This window comes from Variovorax sp. 679 (genome assembly GCF_003952185.1).
GTDB lineage: Bacteria > Pseudomonadota > Gammaproteobacteria > Burkholderiales > Burkholderiaceae_C > Variovorax.
This window is the reverse complement of the sequence record NZ_RXFS01000021.1, coordinates 33,426-53,142: the sequence shown is the minus strand read 5'-3', so window position 1 is coordinate 53,142 and position 19,717 is coordinate 33,426. Positions and strand designations below refer to the sequence as shown.

The 19,717-nt window shown below is 69.1% G+C and carries 19 protein-coding genes; 9 read left to right on the top strand and 10 right to left on the bottom strand.

The window, feature by feature from the left end:
• Positions 1 to 43: 43 nt before the first annotated feature.
• The 9 genes from EJO71_RS32775 to EJO71_RS32735 all read right to left on the bottom strand — a co-directional run bounded on the left by EJO71_RS32775 (position 44) and on the right by EJO71_RS32735 (position 9,596).
• Positions 44 to 505, bottom strand: coding sequence for a hypothetical protein (locus EJO71_RS32775; RefSeq protein WP_125952814.1), 462 nt, complete (start codon positions 503 to 505; stop codon positions 44 to 46).
• 2 nt (positions 506 to 507) lie between these two features.
• On the bottom strand, positions 508 to 1,431 hold the full coding sequence (locus EJO71_RS32770) for an ABC transporter permease (RefSeq protein ID WP_125952813.1): 924 nt from the start codon (positions 1,429 to 1,431) through the stop codon (positions 508 to 510).
• The gene (locus EJO71_RS32765; protein ID WP_171022482.1) at positions 1,428 to 2,492 is read right to left on the bottom strand and encodes an ABC transporter permease; all 1,065 of its coding nucleotides are present in this window, start codon (positions 2,490 to 2,492) and stop codon (positions 1,428 to 1,430) included. The genes EJO71_RS32770 and EJO71_RS32765 overlap by 4 nt, the downstream gene beginning before the upstream one ends.
• Positions 2,492 to 4,129, bottom strand: a complete 1,638-nt coding sequence (locus EJO71_RS32760) for an ABC transporter ATP-binding protein (RefSeq protein WP_240651594.1) — start codon at positions 4,127 to 4,129, stop codon at positions 2,492 to 2,494. The genes EJO71_RS32765 and EJO71_RS32760 overlap by 1 nt, the downstream gene beginning before the upstream one ends.
• Positions 4,126 to 5,079, bottom strand: coding sequence for a 5'-methylthioadenosine/S-adenosylhomocysteine nucleosidase (locus EJO71_RS32755; RefSeq protein WP_125952810.1), 954 nt, complete (start codon positions 5,077 to 5,079; stop codon positions 4,126 to 4,128). Before EJO71_RS32755 ends, EJO71_RS32760 begins: the two co-directional genes overlap by 4 nt.
• An 8-nt stretch (positions 5,080 to 5,087) precedes the next feature.
• Positions 5,088 to 6,092 carry a BMP family protein gene (locus EJO71_RS32750; RefSeq protein ID WP_125952809.1) on the bottom strand — a complete coding sequence of 335 codons (1,005 nt, stop codon included), beginning with the start codon at positions 6,090 to 6,092 and terminating at the stop codon, positions 5,088 to 5,090.
• Between the two features lie 190 nt (positions 6,093 to 6,282).
• Positions 6,283 to 6,912: a uracil phosphoribosyltransferase gene (gene upp, locus EJO71_RS32745; RefSeq protein ID WP_007837874.1), complete on the bottom strand. Its 630-nt coding sequence runs from the start codon at positions 6,910 to 6,912 to the stop codon at positions 6,283 to 6,285.
• Between the two features lie 36 nt (positions 6,913 to 6,948).
• Positions 6,949 to 8,289 (bottom strand): URC4/urg3 family protein, encoded by a 1,341-nt coding sequence (locus EJO71_RS32740; RefSeq protein ID WP_125952808.1) that lies wholly within the window; start codon positions 8,287 to 8,289, stop codon positions 6,949 to 6,951.
• Positions 8,286 to 9,596 carry a GTP cyclohydrolase II gene (locus EJO71_RS32735; protein WP_125952807.1) on the bottom strand — a complete coding sequence of 437 codons (1,311 nt, stop codon included), beginning with the start codon at positions 9,594 to 9,596 and terminating at the stop codon, positions 8,286 to 8,288. Before EJO71_RS32735 ends, EJO71_RS32740 begins: the two co-directional genes overlap by 4 nt.
• 105 nt (positions 9,597 to 9,701) lie before the next feature.
• Here EJO71_RS32735 and EJO71_RS32730 point away from each other — a divergent pair, with 105 nt between their 5' ends.
• The 3 genes from EJO71_RS32730 to EJO71_RS32720 all read left to right on the top strand — a co-directional run bounded on the left by EJO71_RS32730 (position 9,702) and on the right by EJO71_RS32720 (position 11,359).
• Positions 9,702 to 10,046, top strand: a complete 345-nt coding sequence (locus EJO71_RS32730) for a hypothetical protein (RefSeq protein ID WP_125952806.1) — start codon at positions 9,702 to 9,704, stop codon at positions 10,044 to 10,046.
• A gap of 84 nt (positions 10,047 to 10,130) precedes the next feature.
• Entirely contained in the window at positions 10,131 to 10,721 is a 591-nt protein-coding gene (locus EJO71_RS32725; protein ID WP_125952805.1) for a sigma-70 family RNA polymerase sigma factor, read from the top strand.
• On the top strand, positions 10,718 to 11,359 hold the full coding sequence (locus EJO71_RS32720) for a DUF1109 domain-containing protein (RefSeq protein WP_125952804.1): 642 nt from the start codon (positions 10,718 to 10,720) through the stop codon (positions 11,357 to 11,359). The genes EJO71_RS32725 and EJO71_RS32720 overlap by 4 nt, the downstream gene beginning before the upstream one ends.
• Positions 11,360 to 11,388: 29 nt before the next feature.
• Here EJO71_RS32720 and EJO71_RS32715 read toward each other — a convergent pair whose 3' ends face one another.
• Positions 11,389 to 12,906, bottom strand: coding sequence for a helicase HerA-like domain-containing protein (locus EJO71_RS32715; protein WP_125952803.1), 1,518 nt, complete (start codon positions 12,904 to 12,906; stop codon positions 11,389 to 11,391).
• A 101-nt stretch (positions 12,907 to 13,007) separates the two neighbouring features.
• On the opposite strand from EJO71_RS32715, the gene EJO71_RS32710 reads away from it, so the two are divergent.
• From EJO71_RS32710 to EJO71_RS32685, 6 genes are read left to right on the top strand one after another with little or no spacing between them, the layout of a single operon-like run.
• Positions 13,008 to 13,319 carry a phosphopantetheine-binding protein gene (locus EJO71_RS32710; RefSeq protein ID WP_125952802.1) on the top strand — a complete coding sequence of 104 codons (312 nt, stop codon included), beginning with the start codon at positions 13,008 to 13,010 and terminating at the stop codon, positions 13,317 to 13,319.
• A gap of 4 nt (positions 13,320 to 13,323) precedes the next feature.
• Complete coding sequence (locus EJO71_RS32705; protein WP_125952801.1) at positions 13,324 to 13,968, top strand: hypothetical protein; 645 nt, start codon at positions 13,324 to 13,326, stop codon at positions 13,966 to 13,968.
• Positions 13,969 to 13,984: 16 nt separating this feature from the next.
• The gene (locus EJO71_RS32700; RefSeq protein ID WP_171022479.1) at positions 13,985 to 15,700 is read left to right on the top strand and encodes an AMP-binding protein; all 1,716 of its coding nucleotides are present in this window, start codon (positions 13,985 to 13,987) and stop codon (positions 15,698 to 15,700) included.
• Positions 15,700 to 16,713: an acyl-CoA synthetase gene (locus tag EJO71_RS32695; protein ID WP_125952800.1), complete on the top strand. Its 1,014-nt coding sequence runs from the start codon at positions 15,700 to 15,702 to the stop codon at positions 16,711 to 16,713. Before EJO71_RS32700 ends, EJO71_RS32695 begins: the two co-directional genes overlap by 1 nt.
• Positions 16,685 to 17,323, top strand: coding sequence for a LolA-related protein (locus EJO71_RS32690; protein ID WP_125952799.1), 639 nt, complete (start codon positions 16,685 to 16,687; stop codon positions 17,321 to 17,323). The genes EJO71_RS32695 and EJO71_RS32690 overlap by 29 nt, the downstream gene beginning before the upstream one ends.
• Complete coding sequence (locus tag EJO71_RS32685; protein ID WP_125952798.1) at positions 17,320 to 19,716, top strand: transporter; 2,397 nt, start codon at positions 17,320 to 17,322, stop codon at positions 19,714 to 19,716. Before EJO71_RS32690 ends, EJO71_RS32685 begins: the two co-directional genes overlap by 4 nt.
• The last annotated feature ends 1 nt before the right edge of the window (position 19,717 follow it).

Genomic DNA, 19,717 nt, shown 5'->3' with positions numbered 1-19,717 from the left:
AGGAATTGTTCTTGACGCCGGCATGGGCCCGGACGCCGGCGCCTCAGCGCGTGTTCTGCGCCCGGAACCTGTACTGCCCCGGCGCTGGCCCGACCTCGATGGTCACGCGGCGCAGCTTCTCGTCGTGTCCGGACGACGCACGCGCCGTCACCACGATGCCACGCGGCGTGGCGCGGCAGGTGAGGTCCGAAAGCGCGATTTCCGCGTGGTCGTTGTCGAGTTCGGCGATGGCCACCGTGTGCTCGGCGCGCAGGCTGCCGTTGGCGTCGCGCGTCATCCACTGCACGTACAGGAACGACTGCGCGTACTGGTCTGCATGCAGCACGCGATAAGTGCCCTGGTGGTCCTTGCCCCAGGTGCCGCACATCTGCACCCAGCTGATCGCGTCGGGCGTTTTGAAAGCCTCGTAGCCGACGTCCATGCCGAGAGCGTTCGCACCCGTGCCGCCCAGGGCAAGCAATGCCGCGAGCAGGGCGCCGCGCGCCGAGGTGGTCTTGGTCGTCATCGTCAACGTTCCCCCTTGCGGTACGGTTTCATCAGCGCCTGCGGATAGCTCGCCTTGCGCGCGACCAGCACCAGCGCCAGGATCGACAGCAGGTAGGGCAGCATCAGGTAGAGCTGGTAGGGCAGCACGGCGTCGCCCGATTGTTGCAGCCGCAGCTGCAGCGCATCGAAGAAGGCGAACAGCAGTGCGCCCAGCAGGGCCTTGCCCGGCCGCCACGAGGCGAAGACCACCAGCGCCACGCAGATCCAGCCGCGGCCGTTCACCATGTTGAAGAAGAAGGCGTTGAAGGCCGACAGCGTGAGGAAGGAGCCCGCCATGCCCATCAGCGCCGAGCCCGCGACGATGGCCCCGGTGCGCGTGGCCGCGACCGACACGCCCTGGCTTTCGGCCGCCTGCGGGTTCTCACCAACCATGCGCAGCGCCAGGCCGAGCGGCGTGCGGTACAGCACCCAGCCGACCACCGGCACCAGCAGCAGCGCGAACAGCGTGAGCGAAGTCTGCGCATTGAGGACCGGGATGGGCAGCCAGTCCATCGGCGCGAAGGGCGTGATGGTCGGCGGCGTGTTCACCTTCGGAAAGCTCACGCGGTAGCCGAAGTAGCTCAGCGCGGTCGCCAGCAGCGTGATGCCGAGCCCCGAAACGTGTTGCGAGAGCGCGAGCCCCACCGTGAGAAAGGCGTGCAGCAGCCCGAACACCATGCCCGCGAGCGCGGCCACGCCCACGCCCACCCACAGCGGCGCGCCGGCATAGACCGCGAGCCAGCCGGTGAAGGCGCCAGCGACCATGATCCCTTCGATGCCGAGGTTGAGCACGCCCGCACGCTCGCACAGCAGCACGCCGAGCGTGCCGAGGATCAGCGGCGTGGCGATGCGCAGCACCGCGACCCAGAAGGCGGCGTTGGAAAGTATGTCGAGGAGGTCGCTCATTTCTTCAGCTTCACCCGGTACTGCGTGAGAAGCGTCGCCACCTGCACCGCGATCAGCGAGGCCGCGACGATCACGTCGGCGATGTATGTCGGCACGCCGACCGCGCGGCTCATGGTGTCGGCGCCGACCAGCACGCCCGCCACGAACACCGCCGCCGCGATCACGCCCAGCGGGTGCAGCCCCGCCAGCATCGCGATCACGATGCCGGTGTAGCCGTAGCCCGGCGACATGTCGAGGGTGACGTAGCTGGTGCGGCCCGCCACCTCGATGGCGCCGGCAAGGCCCGCCAGCGCGCCCGAGAGCAGGGCCACCATCACCACGGTGCGCGTCACCGGCACGCCGGCGAAGGCAGCGGCGCGCGCGTTCGCGCCCACGGCCCGGATGTCGAAGCCCAGCACCGTGTACTTGAAGATCGCCCAGACCATCACCGCCAGCGACACCGCCCACAGCAGCCCGGTGTGCACGCGCGTCTGCGCAATGAGCTTGCCGAGCTCGAGATCGGACTGCAGCGACACGCTCTGCGGCCAGCCCATCGCGGTCGGGTCCTTCATCGGCCCGTCGAGCAGCGCCGACACGCCCAGCAGAACGATGAAGTTGATCAGCAGCGTGGTGACCACTTCGTCCACGCCGAGCCGGTTCTTCATCAGCGCCGGACCCAGCAGCATCAGCGCGCCCGCGATCGCGGCGGCGAGCATCATCAGCGGGAAGAGGAGCCACGGCGAAAGCTCGAAGCCCGTGCCGCCATGCATGCCACCCACGGCGACGGCAGCCAGCGCCCCTGCGTAGAGCTGCCCCTCGGCACCGATGTTGAAGAGCCGCGCCTTGAACGCGACCGTGGCCGCAAGCCCGGTGAGGATCAGCGGGATCGCGCGCGTCAGCGTTTCGCTCCACGCGAACACCGAGCCGAAGCCGCCCTGCAGCAGCAGTGCATAGGTGCGGCCGACCGGCGCGCCGGCCCACAGCACCAGCAGCGCGCTGATCGCCATCGTGAAGACGATCGCACCGATGGGGGCGAGCACCAGCGCCGTGCGCGAGGTCTCGTGGCGTCGTTCGAGCCGCATCATGACGAGGCTCCCTTGGCGCGTGGTGCCGTCGTGGCGCCGGCCATGGCCAGCCCGATGGCTTCGCGCGTCCATGCCGTCGCCGGGCGGGCTTCGCCCAGGTGGCCGCCGTGCATCACGGCCACGCGGTCGCCGAGCGCGAGCACCTCGTCGAGATCGTCGGAAATCACCAGCACGGCTGCACCGGCGTCGCGCGCGGCGATCAACTGTTGCTGCACATAGGCGACGGCGCCGATGTCCAGGCCCCAGGTCGGCTGGTGCGCGACGATGAGGCGCGGTGCACGGTTCGGATATTTCTTGTCATGGTCGTTGCCTTTTGCCGGCTCGGGCTGCTCGGGTGCCAGCAGTGCACGGCCGAGGATCAGCTTCTGCATGTTCCCGCCGGAGAGCGAGCGTGCCGGCGCCATCAGGCCAGCGCCGCGCACGTCGAATGCCTTCTCGATGCGCCGCGCATGCAGCCGGGCGGCCGCGCGCTTCACGATCCACGACCAGCGCGAGAACACCGGGCTGCGCAGCCGTTCCGACACCGCGTTCTCCCACACGGGCAGGTCTCCGACCACGCCGACAGCATGCCGGTCTTCCGGAATGCGCGCGACGCCGCGCTGCACCAGCCGGGCAGGCGAGGGCGGTAGCGGGCGACCCATGAGCTGCGCCGTGCCCGATGTGGCCCGGCGCGTGCCGCACAGCAGCTCGGCCAGCGCGACCTGCCCGTTGCCGGAGACGCCCGCGATGGCGGTGATTTCTCCGGCACGCAGCGTCAGCGACACTTCGCGAAGCCGGTCCTGTCCACCGCCCTTCGATGCGGCGGTGCTCACATGGTCTAGCACGCAGATCGCATCGCCCACCGACCTGGCGGGCCGCCGCTGCGGCGCTTCGACCGCATGCCCCACCATCCACAGCGCGAGCTGCGCCTGCGTGGTGTCCGCAGTGCGCGCTTCGGCCACCAGCTTGCCGCCGCGCAGCACGGCGATGCGGTGCGACACGCGCAGCACTTCGTCGAGCTTGTGGCTGATGAAGATCACCGACAGGCCCTGCGCCACCATCTGCGCGAGCGTGGCGAACAGTGCCTCGCTTTCCTGCGGCGTCAGTACGGCGGTTGGCTCGTCGAGGATCAGGATGCGCGCGCCGCGATACAGCGCCTTGAGAATCTCCACGCGCTGGCGCTCGCCGACCGAGAGGCTTCCCACGAGCGCGTCAGGCTGCACCGGCAGCCCGAAGCGCCTGGCCACGTCGAGCAGCCGCTCGCGCGCGGCCGAGCGGCGCGACACCGGACGCCACAGCGGCTCGGTGCCCATCAGCACGTTGTCGAGCACGCTGAGGTTGTCCGCCAGCGTGAAGTGCTGGTGCACCATGCCCACGCCTGCGGCCAGCGCGGCCTTGGGGTTGCCCGGCGGCAGCGGCGCGCCGAAGGCTTCGATGCCGCCCTCGTCGGCAACGTAGTGGCCGAACAGGATCGACATCAGCGTCGACTTGCCCGCGCCGTTCTCGCCCAGCAGCGCGAGCACCTCGCCGGCCCGCAGGTCGAGAGAGATGTCGTCGTTGGCGACGAGGCTGCCGAAGCGCTTGGTGATGCCCTGGAGGCGGAGAACGGTGGCGGCGTTTCCTCCTTCCGTGGGAGGGAGGGAAGGCTCGGTCACTTCCATGCAGCCAGGAACGCCAGCATGACCTTGGCGGAGTTGTCCGCCGCGATGCCCATGAAGGTGCCCATCTCGTTCTCGCCGTCGCCGCCGCCCGCGAGGTCGCTGAGCGAACGGAAGGCGATGTAGGGCACGCCGTTGCTGTAGGCGACCATGCCCACGGCGGCGGTCTCCATGTCGAGCACGTTGGCCTGGAAGGTCTTGTAGGTGTATTCGCGGTAGGCCTTGTTGTCCATGAAGGCCTGGCCCGAGACGCCGTTGCCGCCGACCACCAGCTGGGGCTTGCGCGGCAGGCACTTGCCGGCGCTGCAGTTGGCGAGGTCGACATTGCGGATGCTGCGCGCCACCTCGAGCATCTTCGGATCGGCCTCGAACCAGAACTTGCGCTGGATTTCCGGGCGAGCCGCCGAGCGGACCTCGACCGGGCGCGGGAACATCATGCCGAAGTTGGGCAGCGTGGCGTCGGTGATGAAGGGCGGCGCCGTGTACTTGCCGGGCGCGGTTTCGCGCGCCATCAGCACTTCGAGGTACTGGCCCCACTGCGCCGGCACGGTGACGTCGCCCACGTGCAGCGACGGGTTCACGCCGCCTGCGATGCCGCTGAACACGATGTTCGTCACGCGGAAGCGGTTGAGCACCAGCTGCGTGTTCATCGTCGCGTTCGTCATGCTGATGCCCGACAGGAACAGCACCACCGGCTTGCCTTCGAGCGTGCCGGTGGTGAACTCCACGCCGTTCACGCTGTGCTTCACCGGACCCTGCAGGCGCGTCAGCAGCAGCTTCAGCTCCGGCTCGAAGGCCGAGAGCACCGCGATGCGGGGCGTGTCGTCGAGGCGGGTGCTGCTGTTGATGGCGACGGCGCCGCCCTTGTAGACACCCACGCAGCCGCTCAGGCCGACGGCCAGCGCACCGGCTGCGAGAAGGGAACGCCAGCGGATCGTCGTCGTCATCGGCTTCCTCACTTTGCGGTGGACTTGGGTTGGCCGTCGTCCACCTTCACCGTGAACTTGCCCGACAGGATGTCGGCCTGCCTGGCCTTCACCTTCGCGACGATGTCCGCCGGCACCTTCTTCTCGAAGGTGCCCAGCGGCGCGAGCTCGGAGCCCTTGTGCTTCATCTGCGCGTACTGGCCGTAGTCCTCGGCGGCGAACTTGCCTTCCTTCACGAGCTTGATCGCGCGGTCGGCCGCCGGTTCGAAGTTCCACAGGGCCGAGGCCACCACCGTGTCGGGGTACTGGCTCTGCGTGTCGATCACGTTGCCGATGGCGAGCTTGCCCTTTTCCTTGGCCGCGTCGGAGACACCGAAGCGCTCCGCGTACATCACGTCCGCGCCCTTGTCGATCATCGCGAAGGCCGCTTCCTTGGCCTTCGGCGGATCGAACCAGCTGTTGATGAAGCTCACGCTGAACTCCACCTTCGGGTTCGTTTCCTTCGCGCCCGCCATGAACGCGTTCATCAGCCGGTTGACCTCGGGAATCGGGAAGCCGCCGACCATGCCGATGCGGTTGCTCTTCGTCATGCCCCCGGCCACCATGCCGCTCAGGTATGCCGGCTCCTGGATGTAGTTGTCGAACACGCTGAAGTTGGGCGCCTGGGGCTTGAGCGACGAACCCATCAGGAAGGCCACCTTCGGAAAGTCCTTCGCCACCTTGCGCGCCGCGGCCTCCACGCCGAACACCTCGCCCAGGATCAGCTGGTTGCCGGCCGTGGCGTACTCGCGCATCACGCGCTCGTAGTCGGCATTGCTCACGTTCTCCGTGGCCTTGTACTCGATCTCCCCACGGGCCTCGGCAGCCTTCAGCGCCTTGTGGATGCGGCCCACCCATTGCTGCTCGAACGGCACGGTGTACACCGCCGCCACCTTCAGCTTGGCCTGTGCAAGCGCAAGACCCGGAGCGCCCACAGCAGCAAGCGCTGCGGCAACGGCGACGGAACGGATGATCAATTGACGACGTGCTGTCACGGTGCTTCTCCTCGATTCGATTGATAAAAAGAACTTGCGCTGCAATCCCTGTGCCCGTTCCGGGCACAACCCCGACATCACCAAAGCCCATTCCAGAACATCGAGGAACCGGCTTCGCCGGGCCTCAGGTGTTGCCCCCGGTAGGGGGAATGCGAAGCGACACGAAGTGCGCGCAGCCTGGGGGCGAGCCCTACTTCGTCCCGAAGATGCGGTCGCCCGCGTCGCCCAGGCCCGGAAGGATGTAGCCGTGGCTGTTCAGCTCGCGGTCGATCGCCGCGGTGTAGATCGGCACGTCCGGGTGCGCCTTCTGCATCGTCGCGACGCCTTCGGGGCAGGTCAGCAGGCAGACGAACTTGATCGACTTGGGGTTGAGTTCCTTCAGCCGTTCGACCGCGGCCACGGCCGAGTTGCCGGTGGCCAGCATCGGGTCGACCACGATCACGTCGCGGTTCTCCATCTCGCCGGGCATCTTGAAGTAGTACTCGACGGCTGTCAGCGTCTTGGGGTCGCGGTACAGGCCGATGTGGCCGACGCGCGCGCCGGGCACCACGGTCAGCATGCCGTCCAGGATGCCGGTGCCGGCGCGCAGGATGGACACCAGCACCAGCTTCTTGCCGTCGATGACCTTGGCCTGCATGGTCTCGAGCGGCGTTTCGACCTCGATGTCCTGCATCGGCATGTCGCGCGTGACCTCATAGGCCATCAGCATGCTGATTTCGTTGAGGAGCCGGCGGAAGCTGTTGGTGGACGCATCCTTGCGGCGCATCAGCGTGAGCTTGTGCTGGACGAGGGGGTGGTTGACGAGGTGGACGTTGCTCATTGGATTTTTTCTACCGTTGCTGCTGAACCCGGGAGTCTAAAAGACGGTGCCGTCGCTCTCGATCAGCAGAGGCGGGGCACCGTCACGCAAGCGTTGTGCCAGAGCGCGGCCCGCGGCCCAGGTGCCTCCTTCGAGCACGCAGGCCAGCGGAAGCTCTTCCTCGGTGCGGTCGAGCACCTTGCGCACGCGTGGCGCCAGTTCGTCGAGCAGAGCCACGGTGAGCGCGCGCCACTCGACGATGAATTCGTCGCCCACCTTCCAGCGGCGGGCGAGAAAAGCCGGGTCCTTCGGCACGATCACACCGCTGTCGATCAGCAGGCCGCCATTGCGGTACTCGGGCAGGGCGGTGAGCGCGTCGAGGTGCAGCACCTTCACGCCGGCCCACTCGAAGGGTTCGAGCAGCGAATACGTGAGCCACTGCGAGAGCTTGTGGAACGGCATCCAGCCGTTCGTGAGGCCGGGGCCCCGCACCGCGCTGTGGCGCCAGCAGTCGCCCAGCGCCAGCGCCGGATCGCCCGAGCCGATGCCGCCCGCGCTGTCGCTGCCATCGGCCGCGATGCTGTCGACCGCGTTGGCCGCCGGCCAGATGCGCGACAGTGTTTCGAGCAGCAGCGAGAGGATCTGGTGCGCCGTGATTTCAGCGGTGGGCGGCGCGGCCGGGCCGTAGGGGCCGACCAGCGCGTCGAACAGCCGGCCGGGCCGGCCGTCGTCGCCGAAGGTCTCGGGCTGTTCGCTCATGGCTTCGCCCAATCGGCGCAGCAAGGTGGCACGGCCCGCGAGGCCGACCAGCGGATTGACCTCGCTGACCTGGAAGGCGTCGCCAAGCCGGTCGGTGACGAGTCCGCGCAGGCCGGCTGCATCGGCCTGGTACGGATGGTCGGGATCGGACGAGAACAGCCCGCTCGTGAATGCGTGGAAGCTCGCCACGCCCAGCCCCTCGGAGCGCGTGAAGCGCTCGCCGGTGGCCGGTTCGGTGTAGTGCCAGCCCGGGCCGGCGCCGGCGTCGAGCAGCACGCTCACCAGCACCAGGTCGATGTGGGCGCGGGCGCGCTGGCGTGCGTCGGCTTGGCCGAGCAGGGCGTCGAGCTGCTCGAGCCGGTCGACCCCGCCAGCCTCGAAATGGCGCCAGCGGCTGTGATACGGGATGGTGTCCCACGGATAGCGCTCGCGCGTGACCTCGGCGACGGTGCGCGCGGCGTCTTCGAGCGCGTCGTCGCTGCCGATGCGGAACCACTGCGATTCGCCGCGCCGCGCGCGAGCCAGCAGGGCACCCGCGCGCTGGCGGATGGCGGCGGTGGTGCGCAGCAGCGTGGCCGCGCCGGCCGGGTGCGCGGTGTCGGCGGCGAATTCGGTGGCGGGGTCGATGCTGATGTTCATTCGCTCAGTCCCCGGCCCTTGGCCTTCTTCAGTTCCTCGGCGTCCGGCACCGGGCCGGGCGTGAAATAGCCTGCCGCCATCTTGGCGTCCATCTCGACGCGGGCATCCGCCGGGATCAGCTCGTCGGGAATGTTCACGCGCTCGCCGATCTCGATGCCCGAGCCGGTGATCGCGTCGAACTTCATGTTGCTCATCGACACGAGCCGGTGGATCTTCCTGATGCCCAGCCAGTGGAAGACGTCGGGCATCAGTTCCTGGAAGCGCATGTCCTGCACGCCGGCCACGCATTCGGTGCGCGCGAAATACTGGTCGGCCGTGTCGCCGCCCACCTGGCGCTTGCGCGCGTTGTAGACCAGGAACTTGGTGACTTCGCCGAGCGCCCGGCCTTCCTTGCGCGAATAGGCGATGAGCCCGACGCCGCCGCGCTGCGCGCCCTGGATGCACTCCTCGATGGCGTGCGTCAGGTAGGGCCGGCAGGTGCAGATGTCGGAGCCGAACACGTCGGAGCCGTTGCACTCGTCGTGGATGCGCGCGGTGAGCTCGACTTCCGGGTTGGCAAGGTCGCGCGGGTTGCCGAAGATGTAGAGCGTCTGCCCGCCGATGGGCGGCAGGAACACTTCGAGGTCGGAGCGCGTCACCAGCTCGGGGTACATGCCGCCGGTTTCCTCGAAGAGCGTGCGGCGCAGGTCGGTCTCGGAACAGCCGAAGCGGCGTGCCACCTCGGGCAGGTACCACACGGGCTCGATGGCGGCCTTGGTCACCATCGCGGCGCCGCCGGCGGTGAGGAACTTGCCGTCGGCCTTGAGCCGGCCTTTCTGCAGCGCCTCGATCACCTCGGGCAGGATCACGTGCGCCTTGGTGATCGCGATGGTCGGGCGGATGTCGTAGCCCGCCGCCAGCTCGGTGGAGAACGCGTCCGCCACCAGCGCGCCCCACGGGTCCAGCGACACGATGCGCCCCGGCTCGCCCCACTGCGGATAGGGCCCGATCACGTCGGTGGGCGCGGTGTTGGTGAGGTCGGCCTTGTGCTCGCGCTTGAGCGCCCCGGCCGCCACCGCGAGCGCGCGGTAGACGCTGTACGAGCCGCTGTGCGTGCCGATCACGTTGCGGTGCGCCCGCTTGGTGGTGGTGCCGACCACCGGTCCGCGCTCGGCCGCCGTGGCGGCGCCCCAATGGATGGGCAGCGCGCCGAAGCCGCCGGCGTGCGAGGTCAGCCGGATGTGGCCGGTCGACGTCGAGGGATGGGTAGGGGAGAGGGGCGCGGCGCCGCCGGGGACTGAAGGGATCGTTGTGCTGTCTGCAGACATTGGGGGCCCTCAAAAAATGCAATGTACCGATCACCCGTGCGGCTGGCAAGATGAACAATCCGCATGGGTGAACCAGGCCCACGACGTCATTCCAGGAGGACAACAATGCGCGCGCTTCTCTTCTCGCTCAATGTGTTCGCGGCCCTGGGTCTTTCCGCCTGCGACAAGGCCACGGAGGGCATCTCCCAGGGCTACGACTCGGCCTTCAAGGCCAGCTTCCGGCGGAGCTTCGTCGAAAGCTGCGTCAAGAGCGCCGGATCGGGCGGGAAGAAATCGCCGGAGGAACTCACGAAGCTGTGCGCCTGCGCCGCCGACGGCGTCATGAAGGGCGCCACCGTTTCGGAACTGCAGGACATGGACAAGATCAGGAGCAAGAGCGGCCCGATCATCGAGCGTTGCGTGAAGGAGGCTGTCGGCCTGGCGGCGGACGCTCCGGCGCAGGCATCCTGAGCTTGCCGCTTTCGAGGGGCGGACCGCCGTGCGCGGCACAATCCGCGCAATCTTTTTTCGACAAGGCTGTAACCGGCCCGCCCGATGGAACGAAACACCGTAGGCAGCAGGACGAACCCGGGCGACGTGGAAGCGGCGCTGCGCGGCCTGTTCCTTCGCGGCCTCGACGGCGACGCGAAGGCCTACCGCGACTTCCTGCAGCAGCTCAGCGCGCACCTGCGCGCCTTTCTGGGCAAGCGCCTCTTTGGCTGGCCCGATGAAGTGGAAGACCTCGTCCAGGAATGCCTGCTCGCCATGCACAACCAGCGCCACACCTACCAGAGCGACCAGCCGCTGACGGCCTGGGTGCACGCCATCGCCCGCTACAAGATGATCGACCTGCTGCGCGCCAAGTCGGCCCGCGAAGACCTGCATGACCCGCTGGACGACGAGCTGGCGGTGTTCGCCGAATCCGCGGAAGAGGCCAGCGATGCGAAGCGCGACCTCGGCGGCCTGCTCGAAACCCTGCCCGAGCGCCAGCGCCTGCCGATCGTGCACGTCAAGATCGAGGGCCGGTCGGTAGCCGAGACGGCGAGCCTCACGGGCATGTCGGAGTCGGCCGTGAAGGTTGGCATCCACCGGGGGCTCAAGGCGCTGGCTGCCCGTTTCGGCAACAGCTGGGGGGCCGCGGCATGAAGACCGACGATTTGGTCGCGATGCTGGCGAACGGCGAGGTGGCCGTGCCGCGCCATCGCGCCAGCCGGCGCGTCTGGCTGGCGGTGCTGGCGGGCCTGCCGCTCTCGTTTGCGATCCTGTTCATCGGATACGGCGTGCGGCACGACATCGTGCAGGCCATGTTCTGGCCGATGTTCTGGGTCAAGGTGCTGTTTCCGCTGTGCATCGCGGCCGCCGGCTTCGTGGCTGCGGAACGGCTGGGGCGCCCGGGCGTGTCTCCCCGGCATGCCTGGGCCGGCGCGGTGTTGCCGGTGCTCGGGGTGTGGGCGCTGGCCGCGATCGCCTGGTTCACCGTGCCGGCCGACGAGCGCATGCCGTCGCTGATGGGGCAGTCGTGGCGCATCTGCGCGGCGAGCATCGGGCTGATGGCGCTGCCTGTGTTCGCCGCCGCGCTGGTGGCGCTCAAGGGGCTGGCGCCCACGCGGCCCGCGCTGGCGGGTGCGGCGTCCGGGGCGCTGGCGGGAGGTGTCGGAGCCTCGGTCTATGCGCTGCACTGCATGGAACTGACCGCCCCCTTCCTCGCCGTCTGGTACGTGAGCGGGATCGCGGTGCCCGTGCTGGTGGGAGCCTTGCTGGGGCCGCGCCTGCTGCGCTGGTAGGCGGCCGGCCCCTTTACTCTCTCTCTTCTTCAGCGCTTCTTGCTGCCGAAGATCCCGCCCAGCACCCCGCGCAGGATCTCCTTGCCCACCGATGTGCCCATGGTGCGCACCGCCGACTTGGCCATGGTCTGCACCAGCCCGTCGTGCTTCGCGCCGCGCGGGCCGGTGGTGCCGAAGAGCATGTCGTTGAGCATGCCGCCCATGCCGGAGCCCGACGATTCCGTCGTGCCCTTGCCGCCAGGCACCGCTGTGGCGGGGGCGTCGGGCGCGCTCTCGGCGCGACCCTTCAGTTTTTCGTAAGCCGATTCGCGGTCCACCGATTTCTCGTAGACGCCCGCGACGAGCGAGCCGGAAACGAGCACCTTGCGCTGGTCGGGCGTGATCGGGCCGAGCTGGCTGGCCGGCGGCAGCACGAACACGCGCTCGGTCACGCTGGGGCGGCCCTTTTCGTCGAGCAGGCTCACCAGCGCCTCGCCGACCGCGAGTTCGGTGATGGCCGTCTCGATGTCGAGGCCGGGCTTCTGCCGCATGGTGCTGGCTGCCGCCTTCACGGCCTTCTGGTCGCGCGGAGTGAAGGCGCGCAGCGCGTGCTGGACGCGGTTGCCCAGCTGGGCCAGCACGGTGTCGGGAATGTCCAGCGGGTTCTGGGTGACGAAATACACGCCCACGCCCTTGGAGCGCACCAGCCGCACGACCAGCTCGATGCGCTCGACCAGCGCCTTGGGCGCCTCGTTGAACAGCAGGTGGGCCTCGTCGAAGAAGAAAGCGAGCTTGGGCTGCTCGGGGTCGCCGACTTCGGGCAGCTGCTCGAACAGCTCCGACAGCATCCACAGCAGGAAGGTGGCGTACAGGCGCGGCGAATTCATCAGCTTGTCGGCGGCGAGGATGTTGACGACCCCCTTGCCGCCCACGGTCTGCATGAAGTCGGCGATGTTGAGCATCGGCTCGCCGAAGAACTTCTCGCCGCCCTGGGTTTCGATCTGCAGCAGCCCGCGCTGGATGGCGCCCACGCTGGCGGCGCTGATGTTGCCGTACTGCGTGGTGAACTGGCTCGAGTTGTCGCCCACGTACTGCAGCATGGCGCGCAGGTCCTTCAGGTCGAGCAGCAGTAGGCCGTTGTCGTCGGCGATCTTGAACACCAGGTTCAGCACGCCGGCCTGGGTTTCGTTCACGTCGAGCATGCGGCCCAGCAGCAGGGGGCCCATGTCGGAGATGGTGGCGCGCACCGGGTGGCCCTGTTCGCCGAACACGTCCCACAGCGTGACGGGGCAGGCGGCGGGTTCGGGCACGTCGATGCCGCGTTCCTTGAGGGTGGCGGCCAGCTTGCCGCCGATGGCACCCTTTTGACTGATACCGGTCAGGTCGCCCTTGACGTCGGCCATGAACACCGGAACGCCGATGGCGGAGAGCTTTTCGGCGATGGTCTGCAGGGTGACGGTCTTGCCGGTGCCGGTGGCGCCGGTGATGAGGCCGTGGCGGTTGGCCAGAGCTGGAAGGAGGTTGCACTCGATGGTGTCGTGCCGTGCGATCAGAAGGGGGTCGGCCATGGGGCGCTCCGGGTCGTATGGAAGCAGTCAGTCTAATCAAGCGGCACTCCTATAATCCACGGCCCGCACGGTGGTTCAGGAAAAAGTTTTAGGAGGTTTTTTTGTCATCGACTGCCCAGCCCCCCATTCCCGCCAACGGCGATGCCTCCGAACAGTCGCCGATCGAAAAAGAGCTGGCCGTGCTGCTCGTGAACGCGCTCAATCTTGAAGTGGCTCCCGAGGACATCGTGCCGACCGAACCGCTCTACGGCGAAGGCCTCGGCCTCGACTCGATCGACATCCTCGAAGTCGCACTCGAAGTCTCGCGCCGCTATGGCTTCCAGCTGCGTTCGGACGACGAACGCAACCAGCAGATCTTCCAGTCGCTGCGTACGCTCGCGGCTCACGTCGCGCAGCATCGCGTCGCTTCCTGATCCCATGTCCCGATGGCGAATAGCGCTCCTGCTGGTGGTGGGGGTCGCATATGCCGGCCTCTCCCACTGGATGACGCTGTTCCACGCGACCCAGCCGTGGGCGGTGGTGGTGCTGCTCGGTCCGCTCTGGCTCGCTGCCATGGGCCTGGCCGGCAGCTGGTTCGGGCGCTGGGGCCTTGCCGCCGTGGCCGTGCTGGGCATCGGGGGCTTTTCGCTCGTCTTCCTGGGTGAGGCGGGCGATCCCAACCGGTTGTACGTGCTGCAGCACGTGGCCATCAACGCCGCGCTGTGCGGCTGGTTCGGCTCCACGCTGCGCGGCAAGGGACTGCCGCTGATCACGCAGTTCGCGCAGCGCGTGCATCCGCTGCGGGGGCACATGCTGTCCTACACCACGCAGCTCACGCGCATCTGGACGGGCTTCTTCGCATTGACGGTGCTGGCGTCGATCGCCATCTACCTGACGCGGCCGTTCTCCGACTGGTCGCTGTTCGCCAATGTGCTGTCGCCCGTGATGGTGACGCTGCTGTTCGTCGGCGAGCACCTTGTGCGCTACCGGCTGCATCCCGAATTCGAACGCACGCGCCTCGTGGACGCGGTGCGCGCGTTCTATGGCACTTCGTCGGTGGACACCAGCCCCGGCGGCCAATGACACAGGCGCCGCCCGCGTGACGACGACAGACGACCTCCGCTTCCTGCCGCTGCTCGCGGACCGAAACCCCGACGCTCCTCTTGCATGGCGCGACGGCGTGCCCGTGAGCACGCGCCAGTTCCTGGCCGACGTGGCCCGCTTCGCGCCCCTGCTCCCGGATGATGGCGCTGCCGTCAATCTCTGCGTCGACCGCTATGCCTTTGCCGTGAGCCTCGGCGCGGCGCTGGTGCGTGGCCATGCCAGCATGCTGCCGCCCGACGCGCGGCCCGACACGCTCGCCCGCCTGCTCGAATCCAGCGGCTCGCGTCTCTTCGCGCTCACCGACGATCCGAAGTTGCAGACTCCCGGGATGCAACGCATCGCGGTCGAGGGCCTTGCCGGCCCCGCAGGTGAGCCGGATGCGGCCGTGCCCACCATCGACGCCGCCATGCACGCGGCCAGCCTGCTGACCTCCGGTTCGACCGGTGTGCCGCAGCCGCACGCCAAGACTTGGCGCACGCTGGTGGGCGACGTGGCAGTGGCCGTCAAGCGGCTGTGCAGGGTGCTTGAGCGTCCCACGCTCGAAGGCCTGACGCTGGTTGCCACCGTGCCGGTGCAGCACAGCTACGGGCTGGAGTCGTCGGCGTTGCTCGCGATGCTGGGCGGGGCGGCCTTCGACAGCGGCCGGCCGTTCTTCCCGGCGGATGTCGCGAAAACGCTCGCCTCGGTGCCGCGCCCGCGCGCGCTGGTGACCACGCCGTTCCATCTCAAGACGCTGCTGCTCTCGGGCATCGAATTGCCGCCGGTCGACCTGATCCTGTCGGCCACGGCGCCGCTGTCGCCTCAGCTCGCGCTGCAGGCCGAGCAGGCGATGGGCGGCGTGCTGCTCGAGATCTACGGCAGCACCGAGTCGGGTCAGGTCGCCACGCGCCGCACCACCGACAGCGAGATCTGGGAAACCTTCGGCGAGATTTGCGTGCACGCCGAGCCCTCGGCCGACGGCGGCCCCGAGCGCTTCATCTTCAGCGGCGACTTCATGCCCGAGCCGACGCCGATGGCCGACGTGCTCGAATTGCTGGACGAACGCCGCTTCCGCCTCTTCGGCCGCGCCAACGACCTGATCCACGTGGCGGGCCGGCGCAGTTCGCTGGCGCACCTGAACTTCCACCTGAACAGCATTCCCGGCGTGGACGACGGCGCCTTCTGGCTGCCCGACGAGGTGGCCGATGGCGTCGTCCGGCCGGTGGCCTTCGTGGTTGCGCCGACGTTGTCGGCCGGCGAGATCATCGCGGCCCTGCGGCAGCGGCTCGAGGCCGTGTTCGTGCCGCGCCGCGTGGTGCAGGTGAAGGCTTTTCCGCGCGAAGGCACGGGCAAACTCACCGTACGGGCACTGCGCGAATTTGCGCTCGCGCAACTGGCGGAAGACGACACGCCGGTGCAGATGGCCCACGAGGTGCCGGCCGATCACCCCGTGTTCGCCGGCCATTTCCCTGGCCAGCCGCTGCTGCCGGGGGCGCTGGTGCTGGCCGAGGTGATGGAAGCCGTGCGCCGCGTTCCGGCCCTGGCTGCGCGGCTGGGCAACCATCCCACGCTCGCCGCCGCCAAGTTCCTGGCGCCCGTGCGGCCTGGCGCCGTGCTTTCCATCGAGCTGCAACCCGAAGCCGGAGCCGCCCGCGGCGTGCGATTCGACGTTCGCTGCGACGGCGTGGTGGCTGTCACGGGCCGCTGGACGGGCGTGCAAGAGTCGGCGTGATGAAACACACCGAAGTGGAGACGCGCGCCGTGAACGAGGCGGACCGTACCGCACAGGAAACGCCCAAAGGCGAGAGCGGCGCCTGGGCGCACGCGCCCGAGCGCAGCAACATGCTCGCGCTGCGCTTCATCGTGCTGATGGCTCTGGTGTGCGGGCGGCACGTCACGCGCCTGCTGCTGCCGCCGATCGCCCTGTATTTCCTGCTGTTCGCACCGGCCCAGCGCCGGCACATCAAGCGCTACCTGTTCCGCGCCATCGGCCCGCAGGCGGGCTGGGTCGACGGCTTCCGCCTTCTGCACGCCTTCGCCTCGACGGTGCTCGACCGGGTGTACTTCCTGCGCGGGCGCCTGGATCTCTTCAAGGTGAAGATCGAGGGCAACGAGCCGCTCGATGTGGAACTGGCGAACGGGCGGGGCGCTTTCCTGCTCGGCGCCCACGTCGGCAGCTTCGAGGCGCTGGGCGCCTGCAAGCAGCAGACGGTCCAGCGCCACATGCGTCTCGCGATGCTGATGTACCCGGACAACGCGCAGCGCATCACGGGCATCCTCAACGCCATCGCGGTGCCCGAGTCGCGTCCTCACGTCATCGCGCTGGGCCGGCCGCACTCGATGCTCGAGCTGCGCGACTGGCTCGACGGCGGCGGCCTCGGCGGCATGCTGGCCGACCGCACGCTGCCGGGCAGCGAGGAACAGCCCGCACACCAGCGCGGCAACAACATCGTGCTGCCGTTCCTCGGGCAGCCCGCCGTCTTCAACGACGGCCCCTTCCGCCTGGCCGCGCTGCTGCGCCGCAAGGTGTTCTTCATGGCGGGTCTCTACGGCGGAGGCGCGCGCTACGATGTCCGGTTCGATCCGCTGGCCGACTTCGGCGAGCGGGCTGCCAGCCCCGAGGAGCGCGAGCAGCGCATCCGCGCGGCTGTCGAAGCCTACGTGGCGCGCCTGGAAGCCTTGTGCCGTGCCTACCCCTACAACTGGTTCAATTTCCATGATTTCTGGCTCGAAGATGCGGCTTGACCGGCTTTGCAGGGCATTCGTGCTCGCACTGGCCTTTTGCGCCGTGCCGGCCTTCGCGGCAGCCGGGTTCGAACTGCCCGAGCTGATGGCGCTGCTGGCCAAGCAGAAGAGCGGCGAGGCCCGCTTCACCGAGCAGCGCTTCGTGCACGGCCTCGAAGGCCCGCTCGACGCCAGCGGCACGCTGAGCTTCGACGCGCCCGACAAGCTGGTGCGCCGCACGCTGTCGCCGCGCGTCGAGACCATGGCGGTCGAGGGCAACACGCTGACGCTGTCGCGCGGCGGCCGCAACCGCACGCTGGCGCTCGACAGCATGCCCGAGCTGCTCGGACTGGTCGAAGCCATGCGCGGCACGCTGACGGGCGACGGCGCCACGCTGCAGCGCTACTTCCGCAGCACCGTGTCGGGCTCTTCGGCCAAGTGGACGCTCGACCTGACGCCGCTGGACAGCCGGCTCGCCGCGCAGGTGCGCAGCATGCGCATCAGCGGCCGCGCGAGCGACGTGCTGGGGCTCGAGATGGAGTTCGTCGGCGGTGACCGCTCGGTCATGAACATCACGCCGGGCGGGGCCGTGGCCGTACCCGCCGGCGCCCCCGGACGCACCACGCCGTGACGCAGCAGCAGGCGGGTGGCCCGCCAGGCTGGCGGCGCAGGGCGGTCGTGCTGCTGGCATGGCTGCTGGTGCTGCTGTGCGGCGCCGTGGTCATCGCGCGCACGCAGATCGGCGCCGACCTCTCGGCCTTCCTGCCCAAGAGCCCCGACGTGCGCCAGCGCGTGCTGATCGAGCAGCTGCAGAGCGGCGTCGCCTCGCGCACGCTGATGCTGGGCATCGAGGGCGGCAGCGCGGAGCAGCGTGCGGCGGTGTCGCGCGCGGTGGCGAAGGACATGCGCGAGAGCAAGCTCTTCGAGCTGGTCCAGAACGGCGACGTCAGCGACTGGAGCGACAGCGGAACCTGGGTGTTCCAGCACCGCTACCAGCTGTCGCCCGGCGTCAATCCGGGGCATTTCACCGCCGAAGGGCTGCGCGACGCCATCAACGAGACGCTGTCGATGCTGGGCACGCCGGCCGGCAACGTGATCAAGCCTTTTCTCGACCGCGACCCGACCGGGGAGACGCAGCGCATCGCCATGGAGCTGGTGCCCGCCAGCGCCCCGCGCAGCGAGGACGGCGTGTGGATGTCGCGCACCGCGCCGCGCGCGCTGATGATCTCGACCACGCGCGCCGCCGGCAGCGACCTCGATGCGCAGGCCGTGGCCATCGCGCGCGTGCAATCCGCCTACGCGGCGGCGACGCGCGACATGGGCGCGGACGCGCCCAAGTTGTTGCTGAGCGGCCCGCCGGTGTTCTCGGTGATGAGCCGCGACAAGATCAAGACCGAGGCGATCCACCTCGCGGTGGTGGGCGGCATCGTCATGGGCGGGCTGCTGCTCCTGGCATTCGCCTCGCCGCGCGCGCTGGTCATCGCCTTCCTGCCGGTGGCCACGGGCGTGGTGATCGGCACCGCGAGCGTGAGCCTCGTGTTCGGCTCGGTGCACGGCCTCACGCTGGGCTTCGGCAGCACGCTGATTGGGGAAACGGTCGACTATGCCATCTACTACCTCATACAGGCTCGCGGCGCGGCGGTGGCCGGCACCGGCTGGCAGCGCTGGCGCGACCAGAACTGGCCCACGGTGCGGCTCGGTCTGCTGACATCCGTGTGCGGCTTCGCGGCACTGGTGTTCTCGGGCTTCCCGGGGCTGGCGCAGCTGGGCGTGTTCTCCATCGCGGGCCTCGTCGCCGCCGCGCTGGCCACGCGCTACGTGCTGCCGATGCTGGCACCGGACGGCGCCACCGGCATGGGCATGCGCAGGTACATGGCGCAGGTGGCCGGCGCGCTGGTGCGCGGCCTGCCGCGCCTGCGCTGGCCGCTGGCGGCGCTGGGCGTGGCTGCGCTGGCGCTGGTGCTGTGGCAGGGCGGCCACCTGTGGCGCGCCGATCTCGGCGCGATGAGCCCCGTGCCCAAGGCCGCCCAGCAGCTCGACGAAATGCTGCGCAACGACATCGGCGCGAGCGACGGCGGCGTGCTGGTGGTCGCCTATGGCGACGACGAACAGGCCGCGCTGCGCCACACCGAGGCCGCGGCGGCCCGGCTCGACGCGCTGGTCGACAGCGGCGAGCTGGTCGGCTACGAGACCGTCACGCGCGTGCTGCCGAGCCTGGCAATGCAGAAGGCCCGCATCGCGAGCCTGCCCGATGCCGAAACCCTGCGCGCCAGCCTGGAGGAAGCGACGAAGGGCATGCCGCTGCCGGCCTCGCGGCTCGGGCCGTTCCTGGCCGACGTCGAGGCCGCGCGCGAGCTGCCGCCGGTGCAGCGCGCCGAACTGGCCGAGGGGCCGCTCGGTCCGGTCCTGAACACGCTGATGTACCAGCGCCCCGGCGGCGGCTGGGGCACGCTGGTCGTGCTGCACCCCGGTGCGAAGTTCGACCAAGGCCGTCTCGAAGCGGCGCTGGCCGGTCTTCCCGAGGTGCAGGTGGTCGACGTCGGGCGCGAACTCGCGAGCCTCTACCAGCGCTACCTGCACGAAGCCTTCGTGCAGGTGCTGCTCGGCGCGCTGGCGGTGGTGGTGCTGCTCGGCATCTATCTGCGCTCCTGGCGCCGGCTGCTGGCCGTGTGCCAGCCGCTGCTGTTCGCGGTGGTGCTCACGCTCGGCGGCATGGCCGTGCTGCAGGCTGCGCTGGGCATCCTGCACCTGGTGGGGCTGCTGCTGATCGTGGCGGTGGGGTCGAACTACGCGCTGTTCTTCGACCAGCTGCGCACGACAGGGCGGGCCGATGAGGACACCCTGGCGTCGCTGATGCTGGCCAACCTGACGACCGTGGTGTCCTTCGGGCTGATCGCTATCTCGGATATTCCGGCGCTGTCGTCCATCGGCCGCGTGGTCGCTCCGGGGGCGCTGCTGGCGCTGTTGCTGTCGGCGGCATTCGCACGCAGCGTGGGGCCTTCGAAGGCCTCCCGCGGCTCATGAG

Excerpts from the sequence above, each read along its gene's own strand:
- EJO71_RS32775 (WP_125952814.1), bottom strand. The coding sequence starts at position 505 with ATGACGACCAAGACCACCTCGGCGCGCGGCGCCCTGCTCGCGGCATTG.
- EJO71_RS32770 (WP_125952813.1), bottom strand. The coding sequence starts at position 1,431 with ATGAGCGACCTCCTCGACATACTTTCCAACGCCGCCTTCTGGGTCGCG.
- EJO71_RS32765 (WP_171022482.1), bottom strand. The coding sequence starts at position 2,492 with ATGCGGCTCGAACGACGCCACGAGACCTCGCGCACGGCGCTGGTGCTC.
- EJO71_RS32755 (WP_125952810.1), bottom strand. The coding sequence starts at position 5,079 with ATGACGACGACGATCCGCTGGCGTTCCCTTCTCGCAGCCGGTGCGCTG.
- upp (WP_007837874.1), bottom strand. The coding sequence starts at position 6,912 with ATGAGCAACGTCCACCTCGTCAACCACCCCCTCGTCCAGCACAAGCTC.
- EJO71_RS32740 (WP_125952808.1), bottom strand. The coding sequence starts at position 8,289 with ATGAACATCAGCATCGACCCCGCCACCGAATTCGCCGCCGACACCGCG.
- EJO71_RS32735 (WP_125952807.1), bottom strand. The coding sequence starts at position 9,596 with ATGTCTGCAGACAGCACAACGATCCCTTCAGTCCCCGGCGGCGCCGCG.
- EJO71_RS32730 (WP_125952806.1), top strand. The coding sequence starts at position 9,702 with ATGCGCGCGCTTCTCTTCTCGCTCAATGTGTTCGCGGCCCTGGGTCTT.
- EJO71_RS32725 (WP_125952805.1), top strand. The coding sequence starts at position 10,131 with ATGGAACGAAACACCGTAGGCAGCAGGACGAACCCGGGCGACGTGGAA.
- EJO71_RS32720 (WP_125952804.1), top strand. The coding sequence starts at position 10,718 with ATGAAGACCGACGATTTGGTCGCGATGCTGGCGAACGGCGAGGTGGCC.
- EJO71_RS32715 (WP_125952803.1), bottom strand. The coding sequence starts at position 12,906 with ATGGCCGACCCCCTTCTGATCGCACGGCACGACACCATCGAGTGCAAC.
- EJO71_RS32705 (WP_125952801.1), top strand. The coding sequence starts at position 13,324 with ATGTCCCGATGGCGAATAGCGCTCCTGCTGGTGGTGGGGGTCGCATAT.
- EJO71_RS32695 (WP_125952800.1), top strand. The coding sequence starts at position 15,700 with ATGAAACACACCGAAGTGGAGACGCGCGCCGTGAACGAGGCGGACCGT.
- EJO71_RS32690 (WP_125952799.1), top strand. The coding sequence starts at position 16,685 with ATGATTTCTGGCTCGAAGATGCGGCTTGACCGGCTTTGCAGGGCATTC.